Raw genomic sequence first — 14,769 nt, 5'->3', positions numbered from 1 at the left:
GCCCATGGACCTCGTCTTCGCGCCGAGCCAGATCGAGACCTGGCCGATCGAGCGGCTGCGCCCCTATGCCCGCAATGCCAAGATGCACGAGGACGACCAGGTAGCGAAGATCGCCGCCAGCATGGCCAAGTTCGGCTGGACCGTGCCCTGCATGGTGGCCGACGATGGCGAGTTGATCGCCGGGCATGGGCGGGTGCTGGCCGCCACGATGCTCGGGCTGAAGGACGTGCCGGTGATCCGGCTCAGCCATCTCGACGAGGCCGAGCGCCGCGCCTACCGCATCGCCGACAACAAGCTGACCGAGCTGGGCGAATGGGACGAGGCGGTGCTGCGCGACGAGGTCGCGGGGCTGCTGGCCGAAGATTTCGACCTGTCGCTGCTCGGTATCACCGACGAGGATCTGGACGCCCTGCTTCGGGATCCCGATGCGCTGGGCGGTGATGGGCCGGTGGAGGGCGAAGATGACATCCCCGAACCGCCGGTCAAGCCGGTGTCGGTCGTGGGCGACCTCTGGCAGCTTGGATCGCACCGGCTGATCTGCGGCGACAGCACCTCCGCCGATGTGGTCGGGCGGCTCCTCGGCGATGTGAAACCGCTGCTGATGGTGACCGACCCGCCCTACGGCGTGCAGTATGACCCCTCCTGGCGCAACCAGGCGGGTGCGGCGAAGACCAAGCGCACCGGCAAGGTGCTGAACGATGACCGCGCCGACTGGCGCGAAGCCTGGGCGTTGTTTCCGGGCGACGTCGCCTATGTCTGGCATGGCGCGCTGCATTCCACGACCGTCGCCGAAAGCCTGGTGGCGGCAGGGTTCACCGTCCGGTCACAGATCATCTGGGCCAAGGATCGGCTGGTTCTCAGCCGCGGCGACTATCACTGGCAGCACGAGCCCTGCTGGTATGCGGTCAAGAAGACCGGCAAGGGCCACTGGGCCGGCGACCGCAAGCAGACCACGCTGTGGCACATCTCCGGCAAGGATCAGGACGCCGCCACCGTGCACGGAACCCAGAAGCCGGTCGAATGCATGCGCCGCCCGATCCTGAACAACTCGAGTCCCGGTCAGGCGGTGTATGAACCCTTCATGGGATCCGGCACCACGCTGATCGCGGCAGAAACCACCGGGCGGGTGTGCTACGGGATCGAGCTGAACCCGGCCTATGTCGATGTCGCTGTCGAACGCTGGCAGCAGTTCACCGGCGCCAACGCCATCCTGGCCGAGAATGGCGAGACATTCGCCGAGTTGAAGGCCAAGAGGTTGGCGGCATGACGCCGTTCTGGTTGCCACAATCGGCGCCTGCATCGTGGAGTTCGACTGGACCAGCCCCGCGCTCGATGCAGCCGACAGCGAAACGGTTGCTCGGCATGATCGGGGAGCAATGGCGGCTGTGCTTACGGAGCTGACGTTCAATTGAGAGTGTCGCCTTGCCCCCACCGCTCAGGGCGCGTGCAATCCGGTGCAGCCTTCGGTTGGGCTACGGCGTTCGGGCTTTGAGGCTTCGATTAAGCGCGTTGCACTGCTAAGCGAGTTGCACTGCGCCCGCGCGCTGACGGGCCCGCTCTCCTGAGCGCCGGGACATCAAATCTGCTTTTGTCGTGATCTCTCGTGCTGAATCGCGACCTCGAACTCATTGAATGCCAGCCGCGCGGTCTTTGTCGAACATCCCTCGAATTGCGCGACTGCATCCATGATTTCCTTGCGCTCGTCGGCATTTTTGACAGGTTGGTAGCCTGGGCCGAGTATGATCTCCTTCAGCGTAAATGTGTCGCCGAACGGCTGAAAGCAGAGACCGTTATCGTGGATGACGTCGGCTCCTCCGAGCTCGTGAAAAGCCCGAAGCTCATCTTCATATTGCCAGTGTGCAAACTTTGTCACAAACGGAAATATCCTTTTACGCCAATCGCTAGAAGCCATCCTCTCTTTTAAGTCGTATCTCGGAAACATGAGTCGACTTTGAGTATATTCGATTTCCGCCAGATACTTGTCATCTACCTGGAAGCCGAGGCACACTCCGCGATAGTTGTCTGCATAATGCGACCAGACCACGGGATTCTTTCGTCCCCTTGAGAAAGAAATGAATGCAAGTTCCCTACTTTTCTCTTGCCGCCACCGCTCCAGCTCGAGGCGAATGCGCTGATCGCCGGAGCTCACCGCACGAAGCTCGAACGGATCGTTGACGTCATTCAGTGTCGTCAGCTTCAATCGCTGCTTCAAAATTGCTTGGCGCGCGTAGTCTGCGCGATAGAACTTGTAAACACGCATCAAGGGCCTTTCCGTTCCACAGCCACGAATAGCGGGATTGCTTCGCTACCTTTCTTCTCATGCCATGTTTTTCGCATGGGCCCCGTTCTTATCATATCTGAGCAATACCGAAACAGGATGCCGCCCCCAGCGCGGAGGGAAGTTCTGGGCTCGTAGCCGCCGTTGGTCAGATTCTAGCCGGACTGGCCGATACGATACACCCGCCCCCGGCCTTCTTCCTTCACCGAGGTCACAACCAACCCCAGCTTCTTGCCCAAAGCCCCGGACATCGCACCCCGTGCGCTGTGAGCCTGCCAGCCGGTGGCGGCGATGATCGCCTCCATCGTGGCGCCTTCGGGCGCCTGAAGCATCGCAATCAGCATCGCCTGCTTGGTACCGGCGCGCGGTGTCACCGGCTTGGGCGCCGGCGCTTCGGCTGCGTGTTTACGGATGGCGGCCATGGTCTGCACCACCACCGGTTCGATGCCAATGGCGAGCAGCCCTGCCTCAGTGACCACCAGCGTGGTGCCATGGCCATCGCCGATCTCGCGCCAGAGTGGCTCGCCCCGGCGCAGGTTAGCGTCGACCTCCTGCAACCAGCCGCGTTCGATCATCTTGGTGACGGTCATCTTCGCGGCCGCACCGTGCAGCCCCTTGGGCAGCGGCAGGGCGATGTTGCCCGGGCGCTGGGCCCCGGCGCTGAGGATGAGGGTTTGGGTTTCGGTGAGTTTGGGCATGGCGGGCTCCGGGTCTGGGCGCGCGGGGTGCGCTCCCTTCTACGGGACGGAGCCCGGCTATCGCGGGCTGCGTCGCGTCTTGCATCAGAGTCGCTCCGCCGGGTCGGGCAATCAACGCAATAGCAAGCAATATCATTGCTTTAATCGAAGGCGCATTGCCATGGAGGGGATGAGTGAGCGCGCGTATGCCGCCCATTCCGGCCTGTCGCGCGGGGCGATCCAGAAGGCGCGCAAGGCCGGGCGGCTGGCGGTTTACGGCGATGGGTCGATCAACGCCGCCGCCTCGGACGCGCGCCGGGCGGAGATGACCGACCCCGATCAGCAGCGGCGGTCATTGGGCGGCGACAGCGCGGTCTCAGGCCCGGCTGACAGCGCGTCCTATCTGAAGGCCCGCACTGCACTGACTGTCTACCAGGCGCAGGAACGCCAGCTGGCGATCCAGAAGAAGAAGGGCACGCTGGTGGATCGCGCCCGGGCGGAAACGCTGGTGTTTCGGCTGGCGCGGCAGGAGCGGGACGCCTGGGTGACGTGGCCAGCACGGGTGGCGGCGCTGATGGCGGCCGAAGTGGCATCGGAGGTGGAACAGCAATCGGGCAAACCGGTGCGACCGGAGCGACCGGTGATGATCGAGGCCGCGATCCTGCAGAGGGTGCTGGAAACCCATGTCAGAGCGCAACTCGACGCCCTCGCCGATCTCCGGGTCTCCCTCGGGTGACGCTGACGATCTGAGCACCGATCTCGATCTCGGCTTTGACGGCGCCGGGGATATCCTGCGGTCCTGGCGCCGGGGGATGCGGCCCGATCCGGACCTGACCGTCTCGGAATGGGCGGACCAGCATCGCAAACTGTCGTCGCGGGCCTCGGCCGAGCCCGGGCAATACCGCACCGCCCGCACGCCCTATCTGCGCGAGATCATGGATGCGCTGTCGCCGCGCCATCCGGCGCAGCGGATCAGCTTCATGAAGGCGGCACAGGTGGGGGCGACCGAGGCCGGCAACAACTGGATCGGCTTCGTCATCCATCACGCACCGGGCCCGATGCTGGCGGTGCTGCCGACGGTCGAGATGGCCAAGCGGTCATCACGCGGACGGCTCGATCCGCTGATCGAGGACAGCCCGGCGCTGCGCGAACGGGTGAAGCCTTCCCGCTCGCGCGATGCGGGCAACTCGATGCTCTCAAAAGAGTTCCCCGGCGGCATCCTGGTGCTCACCGGGGCGAACAGCGCCACCGGCCTGCGCTCGATGCCCGCGCGCTACATCTTTCTCGATGAGGTCGATGCCTATCCGGCCTCGGCCGACGAGGAAGGCGACCCGGTCACCCTGGCCGAGGCACGCACCACCACCTTCTCGCATCGGCGCAAGGTGTTCATGGTGTCGACCCCGACCATCCGGGGCCTGAGCCGGATCGAGCGGGAATATGAGACGTCCGACCAGCGGCGCTATTTCGTGCCCTGTCCGCAGTGCGGCGCGATGCAATGGCTGCAGTTTGAGAGGCTGCGCTGGGACAAGGGCCGACCGGAAACGACGGCCTATCACTGCGAGGGCTGCGAACGCCCGATCGCCGAACATCACAAGACCCGGATGCTGGAGCGGGGTGAGTGGCGCGCGACGGCGGTCTCGGCCGATCCGCAATCGATCGGCTTTCACCTCTCGGCGCTCTATTCGCCGCTGGGCTGGAAAAGCTGGGCGCAGATCGCGCGCGACTGGCTGGCGGCGCAGGGCTCGGACGAGATGCTGCGCGCAGCGCGCAATACGCTTCTGGGCGAGACATGGGTGGAGAGTGGCGACGCGCCGGAATGGCAGCGGCTGGCGGATCGTCGCGAGGTGTTTGGCTCAGCGGTGCCGCACCTCGGCCTGTTTCTCACCGCCGGGGCGGATGTGCAGAAGGACCGGATCGAGGTCGATGTCTGGGCCTGGGGGCGCGGCCTGGAAAGCTGGCTGGTGGAGCATATTGTCATTCCGGGCGGGCCCGAGGATCCGGGTTGCTGGGACACGCTGACAGCACTGCTTGGGAGGACATGGGCGCACGAAAGCGGTGCGGTCATGCAGCTTTCCAAACTCGCCATCGACACCGGCTATGAGGCGCCGGCGGTTTATGCCTGGTCCCGCGCCACCGGCTACGCGCAAGTGACGCCGATCAAGGGCGTGGAAAGCTTCAACCGCTCGGCCCCGGTCTCCGGGCCGACCTTCGTTGATGCCACCATCGGCGGCAAGCGGTTGCGCCGCGGCGCGCGGCTCTGGACCATCGCCGTCTCGACCTTCAAGGCGGAAACCTATCGCTTCCTGCGGCTGGAACGGCCGTCCGATGAGGACCGGGCGCTGGGCGTCTGCGATCCGTCAGGCACCGTGCATTTGCCGGCGTGGGCCGACACCGAATGGCTGAAGCAGCTGGTGGCCGAGCAGCTGGTGACGGTGCGCAACAAGCGCGGCTACGGGCACCTCGAATGGCAGAAGATGCGCGAGCGCAACGAGGCGCTCGACTGCCGGGTCTACGCCCGCGCGGCGGCGTGGATCCTCGGCGCGGATCGCTGGGACGAAGCGACATGGGCGTCGCTCGAGGCGCAGGCCGGTGTCGAGACCAGGGTGCCGGTGGCGCCCGAAGTCGAAGAACAGACGGCGCCGACCGCGGGCGAGGTCTTCACGCCGCGGCGGCAGAGGCGCGGCGCCAGGCCGCCGAGCTACATGAGGTAGAGATGACCCTGATCGAAATGCAGGCGCTGCTCGCGGCGCTGCTGGGGATGCGCTTCGGCGGGGTGCGCTCGATCACCTATGACGGGCGCCAGATCAGCTATGGCTCTGATACGGAACTCGCGACCGCGATCTTCGACCTCGAGCGCCGGATTGCGGCCGCCGACACCACGGTGACGCGATCGCGGGTGTCCCGGCCCTTTGCTTCAAAGGACCTGTGATCATGGCCAGGACCAACTGGCGCGCCCGCGTCGGCGCCTGGGTCGGTGGCTTCGGTGTGCCGGGCGGCTTCGATGCCACCTCCGGCCAGCGCCGCCTCAAGGGTTTTGCCACCTCGCGCGCCCATGTCAACGCGCTGATCGCCGCCTCAGGCCCCGAGATGAACGCCCGTGCGCGCTGGCTGGTGCGCAACAACGGCTACGCCGCCAACGCCATCGAGAGCTGGGCCGCCAATACCGTGGGCGACGGGATCGGGCCCAACTCGACACTCCCGCAGCCGTTGCGCAAGGCGGCGATCCAGAAGCTCTGGCTGGCCTGGACCGATCAGGCCGATGCCGAGGGCCTGACCGACTTCTACGGCTTGCAGCGGCGTGCGGCGCGCGAGGTGTTCCTGACCGGCGAGGTCTTCCTGCGCTTCCGGCCACGGCGACCCGAGGATGGCCTGGTGGTGCCGCTGCAGCTGCAGATGCTGCCGTCCGAGATGCTGCCGCTGAACCGCAACACCACGGCCGCCAACGGCAATGTCGTGCGCCAGGGGATCGAGTTCGACCGGGTGGGACGGCGCACCGCCTACCACTTTCTGCGCCGCCACCCCGGCGACAGCACCGACCCCGGCCTGTCAGGCGAGATCGTGCAAGTTCCGGCGTCCGAAGTGATCCACGTGATCGACCCGGTGGAGGCCGGGCAGTTGCGCGGCGTCTCGCGTTTCGCGCCGGCGATCGTCAAGCTGTTCCTGCTCGACCAGTACGACGACGCCGAGCTTGACCGCAAGAAGGTGGCTGCGATGTACGCGATGTTCGTGACCTCGCCGGCCCCGGACAACCCGCTGGCCCCGACCGACGAGGAATACGAGATTGCCCCCGGCCAGGTGTTGCGGCTCGACCCCGGCGAGGAGGTGACGGTCGGACAGCCCGCCGACTCGGGCGCGACCTACGAGCCGTTCCAGTACCGGACGCTGCTGCAGATCTCGGCGGCGCTGGGCATCCCCTACGGCTATCTCACCAATGATGGCGCCAAGGGCAACTTCTCCAATTCGCGGCTGTCGCTGATCGAGTTCCGCCGCCGCGTTTCGGCCTGGCAGCATTCGGTGATGGTGTACCAGATGTGCCGCCCGGTCTGGGCGCGCTTCATGGACACCGCGGTGCTGGCCGGCGGGCTGCGGTTGCCCGGCTATGACCGCCAGCGCGAGGACTACCTTGCCTGCACCTGGCTGCCGACCAAGTGGGACTGGGTCGATCCCCTGAAGGACGCCAGCGCCGAGATCGCGCAGATCGAGGCCGGGCTCAAATCGCGAACGCAGGCGATCGCCGAGCGCGGCTACGACGCCGAGCGGGTGGACGCGGAGATCGCGGCCGAGCGGGCGCGCGAGCGCCTTCTCGGCCTCGACTTCCGCAGGCCGGGATCGCCCGCACAGGCGCCGGGTCCGGGCGATCCCAACGCGCCCGACGCGAATGCCTCCGACCCCAACGCGCTCGATCCGAACCAGGACCCGGCGCCAGTCCAGGCCCCATAGGAATGAGCCCGATGTTTCATGCCCAGATCGCGCAGCGGGCGTTCAACACCGCCCTGCTGGTGGAGCCCGCCAAGGCCATGGCGTTCATGGCCGGCCTTGGCGCGCGGATCACCGGTCGTCGGGTCCGCTTTGCCGGGGCGGATGTCGCGCCGGAGGCGGTCGCGCAGGCAGCCCTTCCCGGCCTGTCCGGGATCCTGATCAACGACACCGGTGCGCGGGTGCAGCGTGACGGGCAGCGGCCCTTCGGCTTTCGGGACGGCATCGCGGTGGTCGGGATATCCGGTGTGCTGGTCCATCGCGGCGCCTGGATCGGAGAGTCGTCGGGACAGACCTCCTATGAGGGGATCGCCGCGCAGCTGGCCGCAGCGCTGGGCGACCCCGCCGTGCGCGGCATCGCCCTCGAGATCGACAGCTTCGGCGGTGAAGTCGCCGGCGCCTTCGATCTCGCCGACGCCATCCGCGCCGCGCGCGCGCAAAAGCCGGTCTGGGCCTTCGTGGCAGATCACGCCTTCTCCGCCGGCTACGCGCTGGCAAGCCAGGCCGACCGGATCATCCTGCCGCGCACCGGTGCGGTCGGCAGCATCGGCGTGGTCGTCATGCACACCGACATGAGCGGCGAGTTGCAGGACGCCGGCGTCACGATCACACTGATCCACTCGGGCGCGCACAAGGTCGACGGCAACCCGTTTCAGCCGCTGCCGGCGGCCGTGCGCAGCAGCATTCAGGAAGAGCTCGATGCGCTCCGCACGCTCTTCGCCCAGACCGTGGCCGCGGGGCGCGGGTCGCGACTGACCGAGGCCGCCGCGCTGGCAACCGAAGCGGAAAGCTATCGCGGCGCTGCCGCGGTGCGGGCTGGGCTGGCGGATGAAGTGTCCGACCCGGCCAGCGCGTTTGCGGCCTTTGCCGCCGCAGTGAACGGGCGGCCCGCTGCCCGAAGCGCGATGTCGGGACGCGCGCAAGGTTCCCGGCTCATCAAGGAAAATGCGATGACGACCTCCCCTCAGACGGCAGCGGCGGACCCCCTCACCGAAGACGACGGCGCGGATCCGCAGGCTGCCGCGCCGGCAGAACCGATCCGCACGCCGGCCGAACCGGCCGCTGCGCCCGTGGTGGCTCCCGCTGCCGCGGCCGGTGATGTGGCACGCATCCGCGCCGAGGCGGCCGAGTTGGCCACCATCGGCGCGCAGGCCGTCCGGCTCGGCCTCAACATCGACGTGGCCGCGGCCCTGCGCGGCGGAGTCACCCCGGACGCGCTCCGGGCGTCGGTGCTGAAGCAGCTGTCCGAGCGCAGCGACGCCGAAGCGATCACCGTGGTTCCGGCCGCCAAAACGGCTGCTCCGGAAAGCCCGATCGTGGCCGCCGCATCGCGCGCCGCTGCCGCCACCAAGGCGCCCTGAAACCCCGGCCGCCCGCGGCGCTCCCGGAGGCTTGCCCTCCCCCAATGAGGATCTGACCCATGACCACGCTTACCCAAGCGCCCTCGCAGGGCGATGTCGTCAAATACCAGGAGAACCCCAACTACACCAATGAGGCGGTGACCCTTCTCACCGGCACCGCCTATGCGGCAGGCGCGGTGCTGGGCCTGATCACCGCCAGCGGCAAATACCAGCTCGCTGCCGTCGGCGCCGTGGATGGCTCTGATGTGGCCGTCGCTGTGCTACTGACCGCCGTCGATGCCACTGCGGGCGATGCCACCGGCGTCGTGCTGGCGCGCGGTCCCGCCATCGTCGCCAAGGCCGCACTGGTGTTCGACGCCACGGTCAATGACGGCACCAAGACCGCCACCAAGCATGCCGAGCTGATCGCCGTCGGCATCGTGCCGCGCGACAACGCCTGAGCGCCGATCGCCGCGGGGATCGCCGCGATCCGCTCCTCCCCCTTCCGCAAACTCACGGAGACAGCCCCATGAACGCCATCGTTCGCAACCCGTTTGACGCGGGCGGTTACTCGCTCGCGGAAATGACCCAGGCCATCAACATCCTGCCCAACCTCTACACCCGCCTCGGCGACATCGGCCTCTTTCGCTTCGAGGGCATCACCCAGCGGTCGGTGATCATCGAGCAGCGCGACGGCGTGCTCAGCCTGCTGCCCTCGGTGCCGCTCGGTGCCCCGGCCACAGTCGGCAGCCGCGAGGGCCGCGCGATGCGCTCCTTCGCCCTGCCGTGGATCCCGCATGACGACGTGATCCTCGCCAGCGACGTGCAGGGCGTGCCGGCGTTCGGCGGCGCGGGCGCGCCCGACCAGCTGGTCGACGTGATGACCCGCAAGCTGACCCTGATGCGGCGCAAGCACGCGCAGACCCGCGAATACATGGAGATGAACGCGCTGCGCGGCATCGTCAAGGACGGCGCCGGCACCACGCTCTACAACTACTTCACCGAATTCGGGCTCGCTCAGGTCTCGGTGGACTTCGTCTTCGGCACTGCAACCACCAAGGTTCAGGCCAAGGTGCGCGACGCGATCCGGGCGGTGGAGGACAACCTCCTCGGCGAGTCGATGGTCAGCGTGCATGCGCTGGTCAGCCGCGAGTTCTTCGACAGCCTGATCGGCCACGCCACCACGCAGGACGCCTACAAGTTCTTTGCTGCCACCGGCGCGCAGCCGTTGCGCCAGGACGTGCGCCGGGCATTCCCCTTCGCGGGCATCCTCTTCGAGGAATATGCCGGCACGGTCACGCTGTCGGATGGCTCGTCCGAACGGCTGATCCCGGCCGGTGAGGGCATCGCGTTCCCGATCGGCACGCTGGACACCTTCACCACCTATGGCGGCCCGGCGAACCTTCTGGAGACCGCGAACACGGTCGGCCTGCCGCTCTACGCGCGTCAGCTGATGGACGACAAGGGCCGCTGGATCGACCTGATGACCGAAGCCTCGATCTTGCCGGTCAACAAGCGGCCGCGCGCCTCGATCCGCCTCTTCAGCTCCAACTGACCGGAAGGGGCGAGCCCATGAACGCCTTCGCCACCGCCATGAACCTGATCTTCGCCGACCCCAACATGGCGGCGGATGCGCTCTGGTTTGCCGCTGCCACCGGGCCTGGCGTGCCGGTGCGGGTCATCCGCAAATCGCCCGACGAGATCACCCCGTTCGGTGCGGCGCGGCTCCTCTCGGAAACCACCGTTCTGGATGCCCGTGCCCTCGACATGCCGACGCCGGCCGCCAGCGATCTGATCGCGATCGGGTCGGTGGATTACCTCGTCCAGGGCGAGCCACAGTTGGACCGGGACCGCCTGATCTGGACCCTGAACGTGAGGCCGGCATGAAGATCGATGTCGGGATTGCCGGCGACGTGGCCGCGCTGATGCGGGCCGAAGTGGCCGCCGGTCAAAGAGCCGTCTCCACGACGATGCACCAAGTCGGCGGCGGCCTGAAGGAGGACTGGCGCGGCCAGATCACCGGCGCCGGGCTGGGCCGGCGGCTGGGCAACACGATCCGGCTGGCGGTCTATCCCAGGGGCCGCGACAGCCTCGACGCCGCGGCGCTGGTCTGGTCGAAGGCGCCGGTGATCATCGGCGCACACGAGACCGGCCCGCTGATCCGCGCCCAGCACGGCTTCTGGCTGGCGATCCCGACGCCGGCCGCCGGCAAGGCCGCGCGTGGCCAGCGCGTCACCCCGGCTGGCTGGGAGAAGAAGACCGGCGTGAAGCTGCGCTTCGTCTTCCGCCGCCACGGCCCCAGCCTGCTGGTGGCCGACGCCGTGCGGCTGAACACCCGCGGCATGGCGGCGGTGTCGAAGTCGAAGACCGGGCGCGGCCAGGTCACCGCGCCGATCTTCCTGATGGTTCATCAGGTGAAGCTGCCGAAACGCCTCGATCTGGCGCGCGACGCGGAACGGGCGCTGGCGGCGGTGCCGGGGCGGATCGTGGCGAACTGGGAGAGGCAAGAATATTGAACCGCTGCAGTCAGCCGAACGTCATGGAACTTGATGGCGCTGCGATTGCCGACCTTCGCTGCGTCATGGGCCAATGGGCGAGAAGCGGACGAAGCGGCCGTCCTGCACAAGATTTTGAGTATCTGCTTTGTTTCCAGCGGCTATGTTCGACAGATCATTGTGAAATTGTCTGAGCGTCGCCGGTGAGTAGGCAGGAATTCAGCATGACCCAATCCTTCGACCGCCTCGTGGAGCGGCAAATCCAGAAGGCCCTTGCGGAGGGCAAGCTACGCGGCCTCGAAGGCGAGGGGAAACCGCTGTCCGAGCGCTCGGGCGAGGCTTTCACTGACATGGCAACTGCGGTGGCGACCCGCACAATGGCCGAAGCAAGCGCACTGCCCGAGGAATTCAAGATCAAGAAGTTGCTGGAAGCGGCGAATCAGAGCTACAGGGAGGTAAAGGGCGACGATGCCAAACGCGTTGCGATGGCTCTGATCGCCGACCTGCAGCTGCGCTACAACATAGCCGTTGAAGCAAGGCGGCGATTCATGGGGTCTTAGCCCGAAGTGGCCACTCGTCTGCTGCGCAGCACGCGACACTATGGGTTCCATGCCGCCATGCGGCAGCGCTGCGATCCAATCGGGGCGCTCCCGGCATCGTGATCGACGGGGCCGGCCCAAAGCTGCCGCCAGGCGGAGAGCGCTGCGTTTTCTTTGTCGTGCGTCCTGAATGCGGATTTTTCGGCTTTCACCCCGTTTGGCTGAATGACCTGTCTTGGCACATTGGAACTATTTGCCAGCGGACGCTGGGACGTCACCTGCACACGTTGAAGCGCACAATTGATCGATCAAACATCAAGACCGTTTCGCGTTAGAGGATTGCGAATCATAGACCATCGGTCTATTACCTTAGACCGATGGTCTAAGCGATCTCTCGGCACGGCTGACCGGATTGGAGAAGGACAAGCAATGCGTTGGCGCAGGATCAATCAAGTCGAGTTTTCAGTTCTGGAGTATGAGCTCTCAGTCGCCCTCTACGACCTCATGTTCGGCTGGCTGGGGTACAAAGGCTTCTGGGCGCTCGATATCGGTTCCCGCTCAACCTACTACGTGGAACGGTGTCCATTCCCGCACAGCTATATCAGCATCCAGCCCGCCCAGAGCGGCGGCAAGCTGGATCACGCGGCGCGCGCCACCGGCATTCATCACATCGCGCTCTGGACGAAATCCGCGCGGAAGGTGGAAACGTTCCACCGCGAAGTCCTGATCCGCGACAATGTGCCCGTGACCGAGGCGCCGGCGGCCCACTTTGTCTATGCGCCCGGTTACTATGCCGTATTTTTCAACGATCCGATCAGCGGCATTCATTGGGAATTAGCGCATATACCGCACCTCCCAAGCCCGCCTGCCTACCTGCGCTTCCAGCGCATCATGAAGCAGGAGCAGGAGCAGGACGTACATCCGGAATGGCGCCATCCCGCCATGCAAGAAGCGATGCGAGTGCTGCCGGGCCGCCGGAGCGCGCGCTGAGATGGCCCGCACCCCGCAAATTCCGCGCGCGCGCCTTGATGCCTTGCCACCGGACCGCCGGGCGCAGTTGCTGGACCCGGCGGAAGCGGCATTCGCCGAACACGGGCTTGCCAGGGCCTCACTCAACCAGATCCTGACCCAGGCGGGCATGAGCAAGGGCCAAGCTTATCACTACATCGCGGACAAGGCCGACCTCTACGCGGTCGTTCTGGAACGCGGCTTTGCGCGGCTGGTGTTGGCGATGGATTTCGAGTTCGGCGCTGCGGACGACCCGCAAGCCTTCTGGACGCGAGTCAATGCACTGGTCGCGCGAATCAGCGAGGTCTTGCACGGCGATGCACGGCTCGCGGCGCTGGCGATCGGAATTTATGAGAGCGCCCAGACCCGCGCCGCCTTTGCCAAAACCGGCGCGGCGATCCGCAACCGGTTCGCTGAACTCATCACGCTTGGCCAGTCGCTTGGCGCGGTACGGTCGGATTTGCCCGACGATTTGATGATGGACCTGTTCTTTGCCATGGTGTTGGAGGTGGACCGCTGGTTTGCCGCCAATTGGACGGCGCTGGACGCAGCCGAGATGGCCCACTTGAACCTGGCCGTGGTGGCGATGTTCCGCGCCGCCGCCCAGCCGGCGAAAATCGAGCTTTCTGAAAAGGAGTAAGAAATGACTGCCACGCCAGATACCATCGCCGCCACCTTGGAGCGTCAGCTTCAGGGTGCCCGCCTCAGGGTTCTGATCGTAGGCGCGGGTATTGCCGGGGCAACGCTCAGCGCGCTCTTGCGCCGTCGCGGCGAACCGGCGGCGATGATCGAGCGCTACGGGACCGAGGCCGCCAATGGCTACATGCTTGGGTTGCTGCCACTGGGCGGGCGCGTGCTCAGCGGGCTTGGGCTGCGAGAGGCCTATGTCGACGCCAGCCAGCCAATGCGCGACTACGTTTTGCACAATCGCCACGGCCAGGTAATACAGCGCTATTCAGTGAGTGAGGTTGTCCGTCGTTTCGGCCTGTATCGCGGTATCGAGCGCGGCGCGCTGCTTTCGCTGCTGCGCGGGGTTGCCGGGCCAACCTGCTATGGCGCCAGCATCCAGGCCATCGCGCAGGACACGACGCAGGTGCGCATCACCTTCGATGACGGGTCGCAGGGGGCCTATGACCTCGTCGTTCTGGCCGATGGCATCCATTCCCACAGCCGCAGCCTGATCCTGCGCGAGGAAGAGATCAAACCCCATGAGACCGGCTGGGGTGGTTTTGTTGCCTGGACGGACACGCCCGCGTCCGAGGCGCAGACCTACCGCGAGCTATGGGCCGCTGGGTGGGGGATCGGGCTTTATCCGGTCAAGGGGCGCAGCGGAATATTTCTGGCCGGGCGCGACGCTCAGATCGCCGGGATGGACCCGTTTGCCTATGCCGATCATATGCTTGCAAAAGGCTTGCCCAAGCCGTTCGCACATGCACTTGCTGCGATCGACCGCAGCGTAGAGGCCGTTTACTGGCAGATGTCCGATATTCGGTCCAACGTCTGGTCTCGCGGGCGGGTGATGCTCCTGGGAGATGCGGCGGCGGCGTTTCTGCCGACTGCGGGGGTTGGCGCCTCCATGGCGATGGATTCTGCTGCAGCGCTGGCAGATGAACTTGCGCGTGCCGACACGGATCATCTGAACTTCGCGCTGTCGCTTTATGAAAAGCGCCAACGGCACCGGGTCGAGATTGCGCAGCGAAATTCGCGGACGCTGGCTAAATACATGTTCGTCAACAACCCGGCCACCGCAGCGCTGCGCGATCAGTTCATGCGGTTTTACTCGCTCGACCGGATGATCGCGGATATCTCGAAAGTCATGGAAGGCGCATAGCGCTCGCCTGCGACCACTCGCGTAGAAGTCCTCACGTCGCATCGACGCCGTTCGTGCTCAACGCAGCATTGTGCAATAGGGGCTCGCTGCGGACCTTCGCTGCTCGCCGAACAAACGCCCGCTAT

Annotated in this window: 16 protein-coding genes; 14 read left to right on the top strand and 2 right to left on the bottom strand. The window is 66.1% G+C overall.

The genetic code is table 11. From position 1 onward, the window contains the following. The first annotated feature begins 4 nt into the window (after window positions 1-4). Window positions 5-1,267: a site-specific DNA-methyltransferase gene (locus BLV97_RS17560; protein WP_035838901.1), complete on the top strand. Its 1,263-nt coding sequence runs from the start codon at window positions 5-7 to the stop codon at window positions 1,265-1,267. Between the two features lie 309 nt (window positions 1,268-1,576). Here the strand turns inward: BLV97_RS17560 and BLV97_RS17555 are convergent, their stop codons facing one another. After that, window positions 1,577-2,260, bottom strand: coding sequence for a DUF2971 domain-containing protein (locus BLV97_RS17555; protein WP_035838868.1), 684 nt, complete (start codon window positions 2,258-2,260; stop codon window positions 1,577-1,579). 173 nt (window positions 2,261-2,433) lie between these two features. Continuing rightward, window positions 2,434-2,976, bottom strand: coding sequence for a DUF3489 domain-containing protein (locus BLV97_RS17550; protein ID WP_035838865.1), 543 nt, complete (start codon window positions 2,974-2,976; stop codon window positions 2,434-2,436). Window positions 2,977-3,136: 160 nt separating this feature from the next. Between BLV97_RS17550 and BLV97_RS17545 the strand changes: the two genes are divergently transcribed. From BLV97_RS17545 to BLV97_RS17485, 13 genes are all read left to right on the top strand, one after another. After that, entirely contained in the window at window positions 3,137-3,691 is a 555-nt protein-coding gene (locus tag BLV97_RS17545; RefSeq protein ID WP_035838862.1) for a hypothetical protein, read from the top strand. Beyond that, the gene (locus BLV97_RS17540) at window positions 3,639-5,666 is read left to right on the top strand and encodes a phage terminase large subunit family protein (RefSeq protein WP_035838859.1); all 2,028 of its coding nucleotides are present in this window, start codon (window positions 3,639-3,641) and stop codon (window positions 5,664-5,666) included. Before BLV97_RS17545 ends, BLV97_RS17540 begins: the two co-directional genes overlap by 53 nt. Before the next feature lie 2 nt (window positions 5,667-5,668). Continuing rightward, window positions 5,669-5,884 carry a phage head-tail joining protein gene (locus tag BLV97_RS17535; protein ID WP_035838856.1) on the top strand — a complete coding sequence of 72 codons (216 nt, stop codon included), beginning with the start codon at window positions 5,669-5,671 and terminating at the stop codon, window positions 5,882-5,884. A gap of 2 nt (window positions 5,885-5,886) precedes the next feature. Beyond that, window positions 5,887-7,395 carry a phage portal protein gene (locus BLV97_RS17530; RefSeq protein WP_035838853.1) on the top strand — a complete coding sequence of 503 codons (1,509 nt, stop codon included), beginning with the start codon at window positions 5,887-5,889 and terminating at the stop codon, window positions 7,393-7,395. Window positions 7,396-7,406: 11 nt separating this feature from the next. Continuing rightward, on the top strand, window positions 7,407-8,792 hold the full coding sequence (locus BLV97_RS17525) for a S49 family peptidase (RefSeq protein WP_035838898.1): 1,386 nt from the start codon (window positions 7,407-7,409) through the stop codon (window positions 8,790-8,792). 59 nt (window positions 8,793-8,851) lie between these two features. Beyond that, window positions 8,852-9,232, top strand: coding sequence for a head decoration protein (locus BLV97_RS17520; RefSeq protein WP_035838850.1), 381 nt, complete (start codon window positions 8,852-8,854; stop codon window positions 9,230-9,232). Between the two features lie 68 nt (window positions 9,233-9,300). Next, window positions 9,301-10,326, top strand: a complete 1,026-nt coding sequence (locus BLV97_RS17515) for a major capsid protein (protein WP_035838847.1) — start codon at window positions 9,301-9,303, stop codon at window positions 10,324-10,326. A 17-nt stretch (window positions 10,327-10,343) separates the two neighbouring features. Then, window positions 10,344-10,658 carry a head-tail joining protein gene (locus BLV97_RS17510; RefSeq protein WP_035838844.1) on the top strand — a complete coding sequence of 105 codons (315 nt, stop codon included), beginning with the start codon at window positions 10,344-10,346 and terminating at the stop codon, window positions 10,656-10,658. After that, complete coding sequence (locus tag BLV97_RS17505; protein WP_035838841.1) at window positions 10,655-11,287, top strand: DUF6441 family protein; 633 nt, start codon at window positions 10,655-10,657, stop codon at window positions 11,285-11,287. The genes BLV97_RS17510 and BLV97_RS17505 overlap by 4 nt, the downstream gene beginning before the upstream one ends. Window positions 11,288-11,490: 203 nt before the next feature. Then, entirely contained in the window at window positions 11,491-11,826 is a 336-nt protein-coding gene (locus BLV97_RS17500; RefSeq protein WP_035838839.1) for a DnaJ family domain-containing protein, read from the top strand. A gap of 408 nt (window positions 11,827-12,234) precedes the next feature. Further along, a complete protein-coding gene (locus tag BLV97_RS17495; RefSeq protein ID WP_035838835.1) occupies window positions 12,235-12,795 on the top strand; it encodes a VOC family protein in 561 nt (186 codons plus the stop codon). A gap of 1 nt (window position 12,796) precedes the next feature. After that, a complete protein-coding gene (locus BLV97_RS17490; protein ID WP_035838832.1) occupies window positions 12,797-13,453 on the top strand; it encodes a TetR/AcrR family transcriptional regulator in 657 nt (218 codons plus the stop codon). A gap of 3 nt (window positions 13,454-13,456) precedes the next feature. Beyond that, complete coding sequence (locus BLV97_RS17485; RefSeq protein ID WP_035838829.1) at window positions 13,457-14,644, top strand: FAD-dependent oxidoreductase; 1,188 nt, start codon at window positions 13,457-13,459, stop codon at window positions 14,642-14,644. The last annotated feature ends 125 nt before the right edge of the window (window positions 14,645-14,769 follow it).

The sequence above is a fragment of the Allgaiera indica genome (genome assembly GCF_900106675.1).
GTDB lineage: Bacteria > Pseudomonadota > Alphaproteobacteria > Rhodobacterales > Rhodobacteraceae > Acidimangrovimonas > Acidimangrovimonas indica.
Note: the sequence above shows the minus strand (reverse complement) of the source record. Positions and strands in the feature narration are given on the sequence as shown.

What these genes read in the sequence shown, in the direction of transcription:
- BLV97_RS17560 (WP_035838901.1), top strand. Translation starts at nt 5, where the DNA reads ATGGACCTCGTCTTCGCGCCGAGCCAGATCGAGACCTGGCCGATCGAG.
- BLV97_RS17555 (WP_035838868.1), bottom strand. Translation starts at nt 2,260, where the DNA reads ATGCGTGTTTACAAGTTCTATCGCGCAGACTACGCGCGCCAAGCAATT.
- BLV97_RS17550 (WP_035838865.1), bottom strand. Translation starts at nt 2,976, where the DNA reads ATGCCCAAACTCACCGAAACCCAAACCCTCATCCTCAGCGCCGGGGCC.
- BLV97_RS17545 (WP_035838862.1), top strand. Translation starts at nt 3,137, where the DNA reads ATGGAGGGGATGAGTGAGCGCGCGTATGCCGCCCATTCCGGCCTGTCG.
- BLV97_RS17540 (WP_035838859.1), top strand. Translation starts at nt 3,639, where the DNA reads ATGTCAGAGCGCAACTCGACGCCCTCGCCGATCTCCGGGTCTCCCTCG.
- BLV97_RS17535 (WP_035838856.1), top strand. Translation starts at nt 5,669, where the DNA reads ATGACCCTGATCGAAATGCAGGCGCTGCTCGCGGCGCTGCTGGGGATG.
- BLV97_RS17530 (WP_035838853.1), top strand. Translation starts at nt 5,887, where the DNA reads ATGGCCAGGACCAACTGGCGCGCCCGCGTCGGCGCCTGGGTCGGTGGC.
- BLV97_RS17525 (WP_035838898.1), top strand. Translation starts at nt 7,407, where the DNA reads ATGTTTCATGCCCAGATCGCGCAGCGGGCGTTCAACACCGCCCTGCTG.
- BLV97_RS17520 (WP_035838850.1), top strand. Translation starts at nt 8,852, where the DNA reads ATGACCACGCTTACCCAAGCGCCCTCGCAGGGCGATGTCGTCAAATAC.
- BLV97_RS17515 (WP_035838847.1), top strand. Translation starts at nt 9,301, where the DNA reads ATGAACGCCATCGTTCGCAACCCGTTTGACGCGGGCGGTTACTCGCTC.
- BLV97_RS17510 (WP_035838844.1), top strand. Translation starts at nt 10,344, where the DNA reads ATGAACGCCTTCGCCACCGCCATGAACCTGATCTTCGCCGACCCCAAC.
- BLV97_RS17505 (WP_035838841.1), top strand. Translation starts at nt 10,655, where the DNA reads ATGAAGATCGATGTCGGGATTGCCGGCGACGTGGCCGCGCTGATGCGG.
- BLV97_RS17500 (WP_035838839.1), top strand. Translation starts at nt 11,491, where the DNA reads ATGACCCAATCCTTCGACCGCCTCGTGGAGCGGCAAATCCAGAAGGCC.
- BLV97_RS17495 (WP_035838835.1), top strand. Translation starts at nt 12,235, where the DNA reads ATGCGTTGGCGCAGGATCAATCAAGTCGAGTTTTCAGTTCTGGAGTAT.
- BLV97_RS17490 (WP_035838832.1), top strand. Translation starts at nt 12,797, where the DNA reads ATGGCCCGCACCCCGCAAATTCCGCGCGCGCGCCTTGATGCCTTGCCA.
- BLV97_RS17485 (WP_035838829.1), top strand. Translation starts at nt 13,457, where the DNA reads ATGACTGCCACGCCAGATACCATCGCCGCCACCTTGGAGCGTCAGCTT.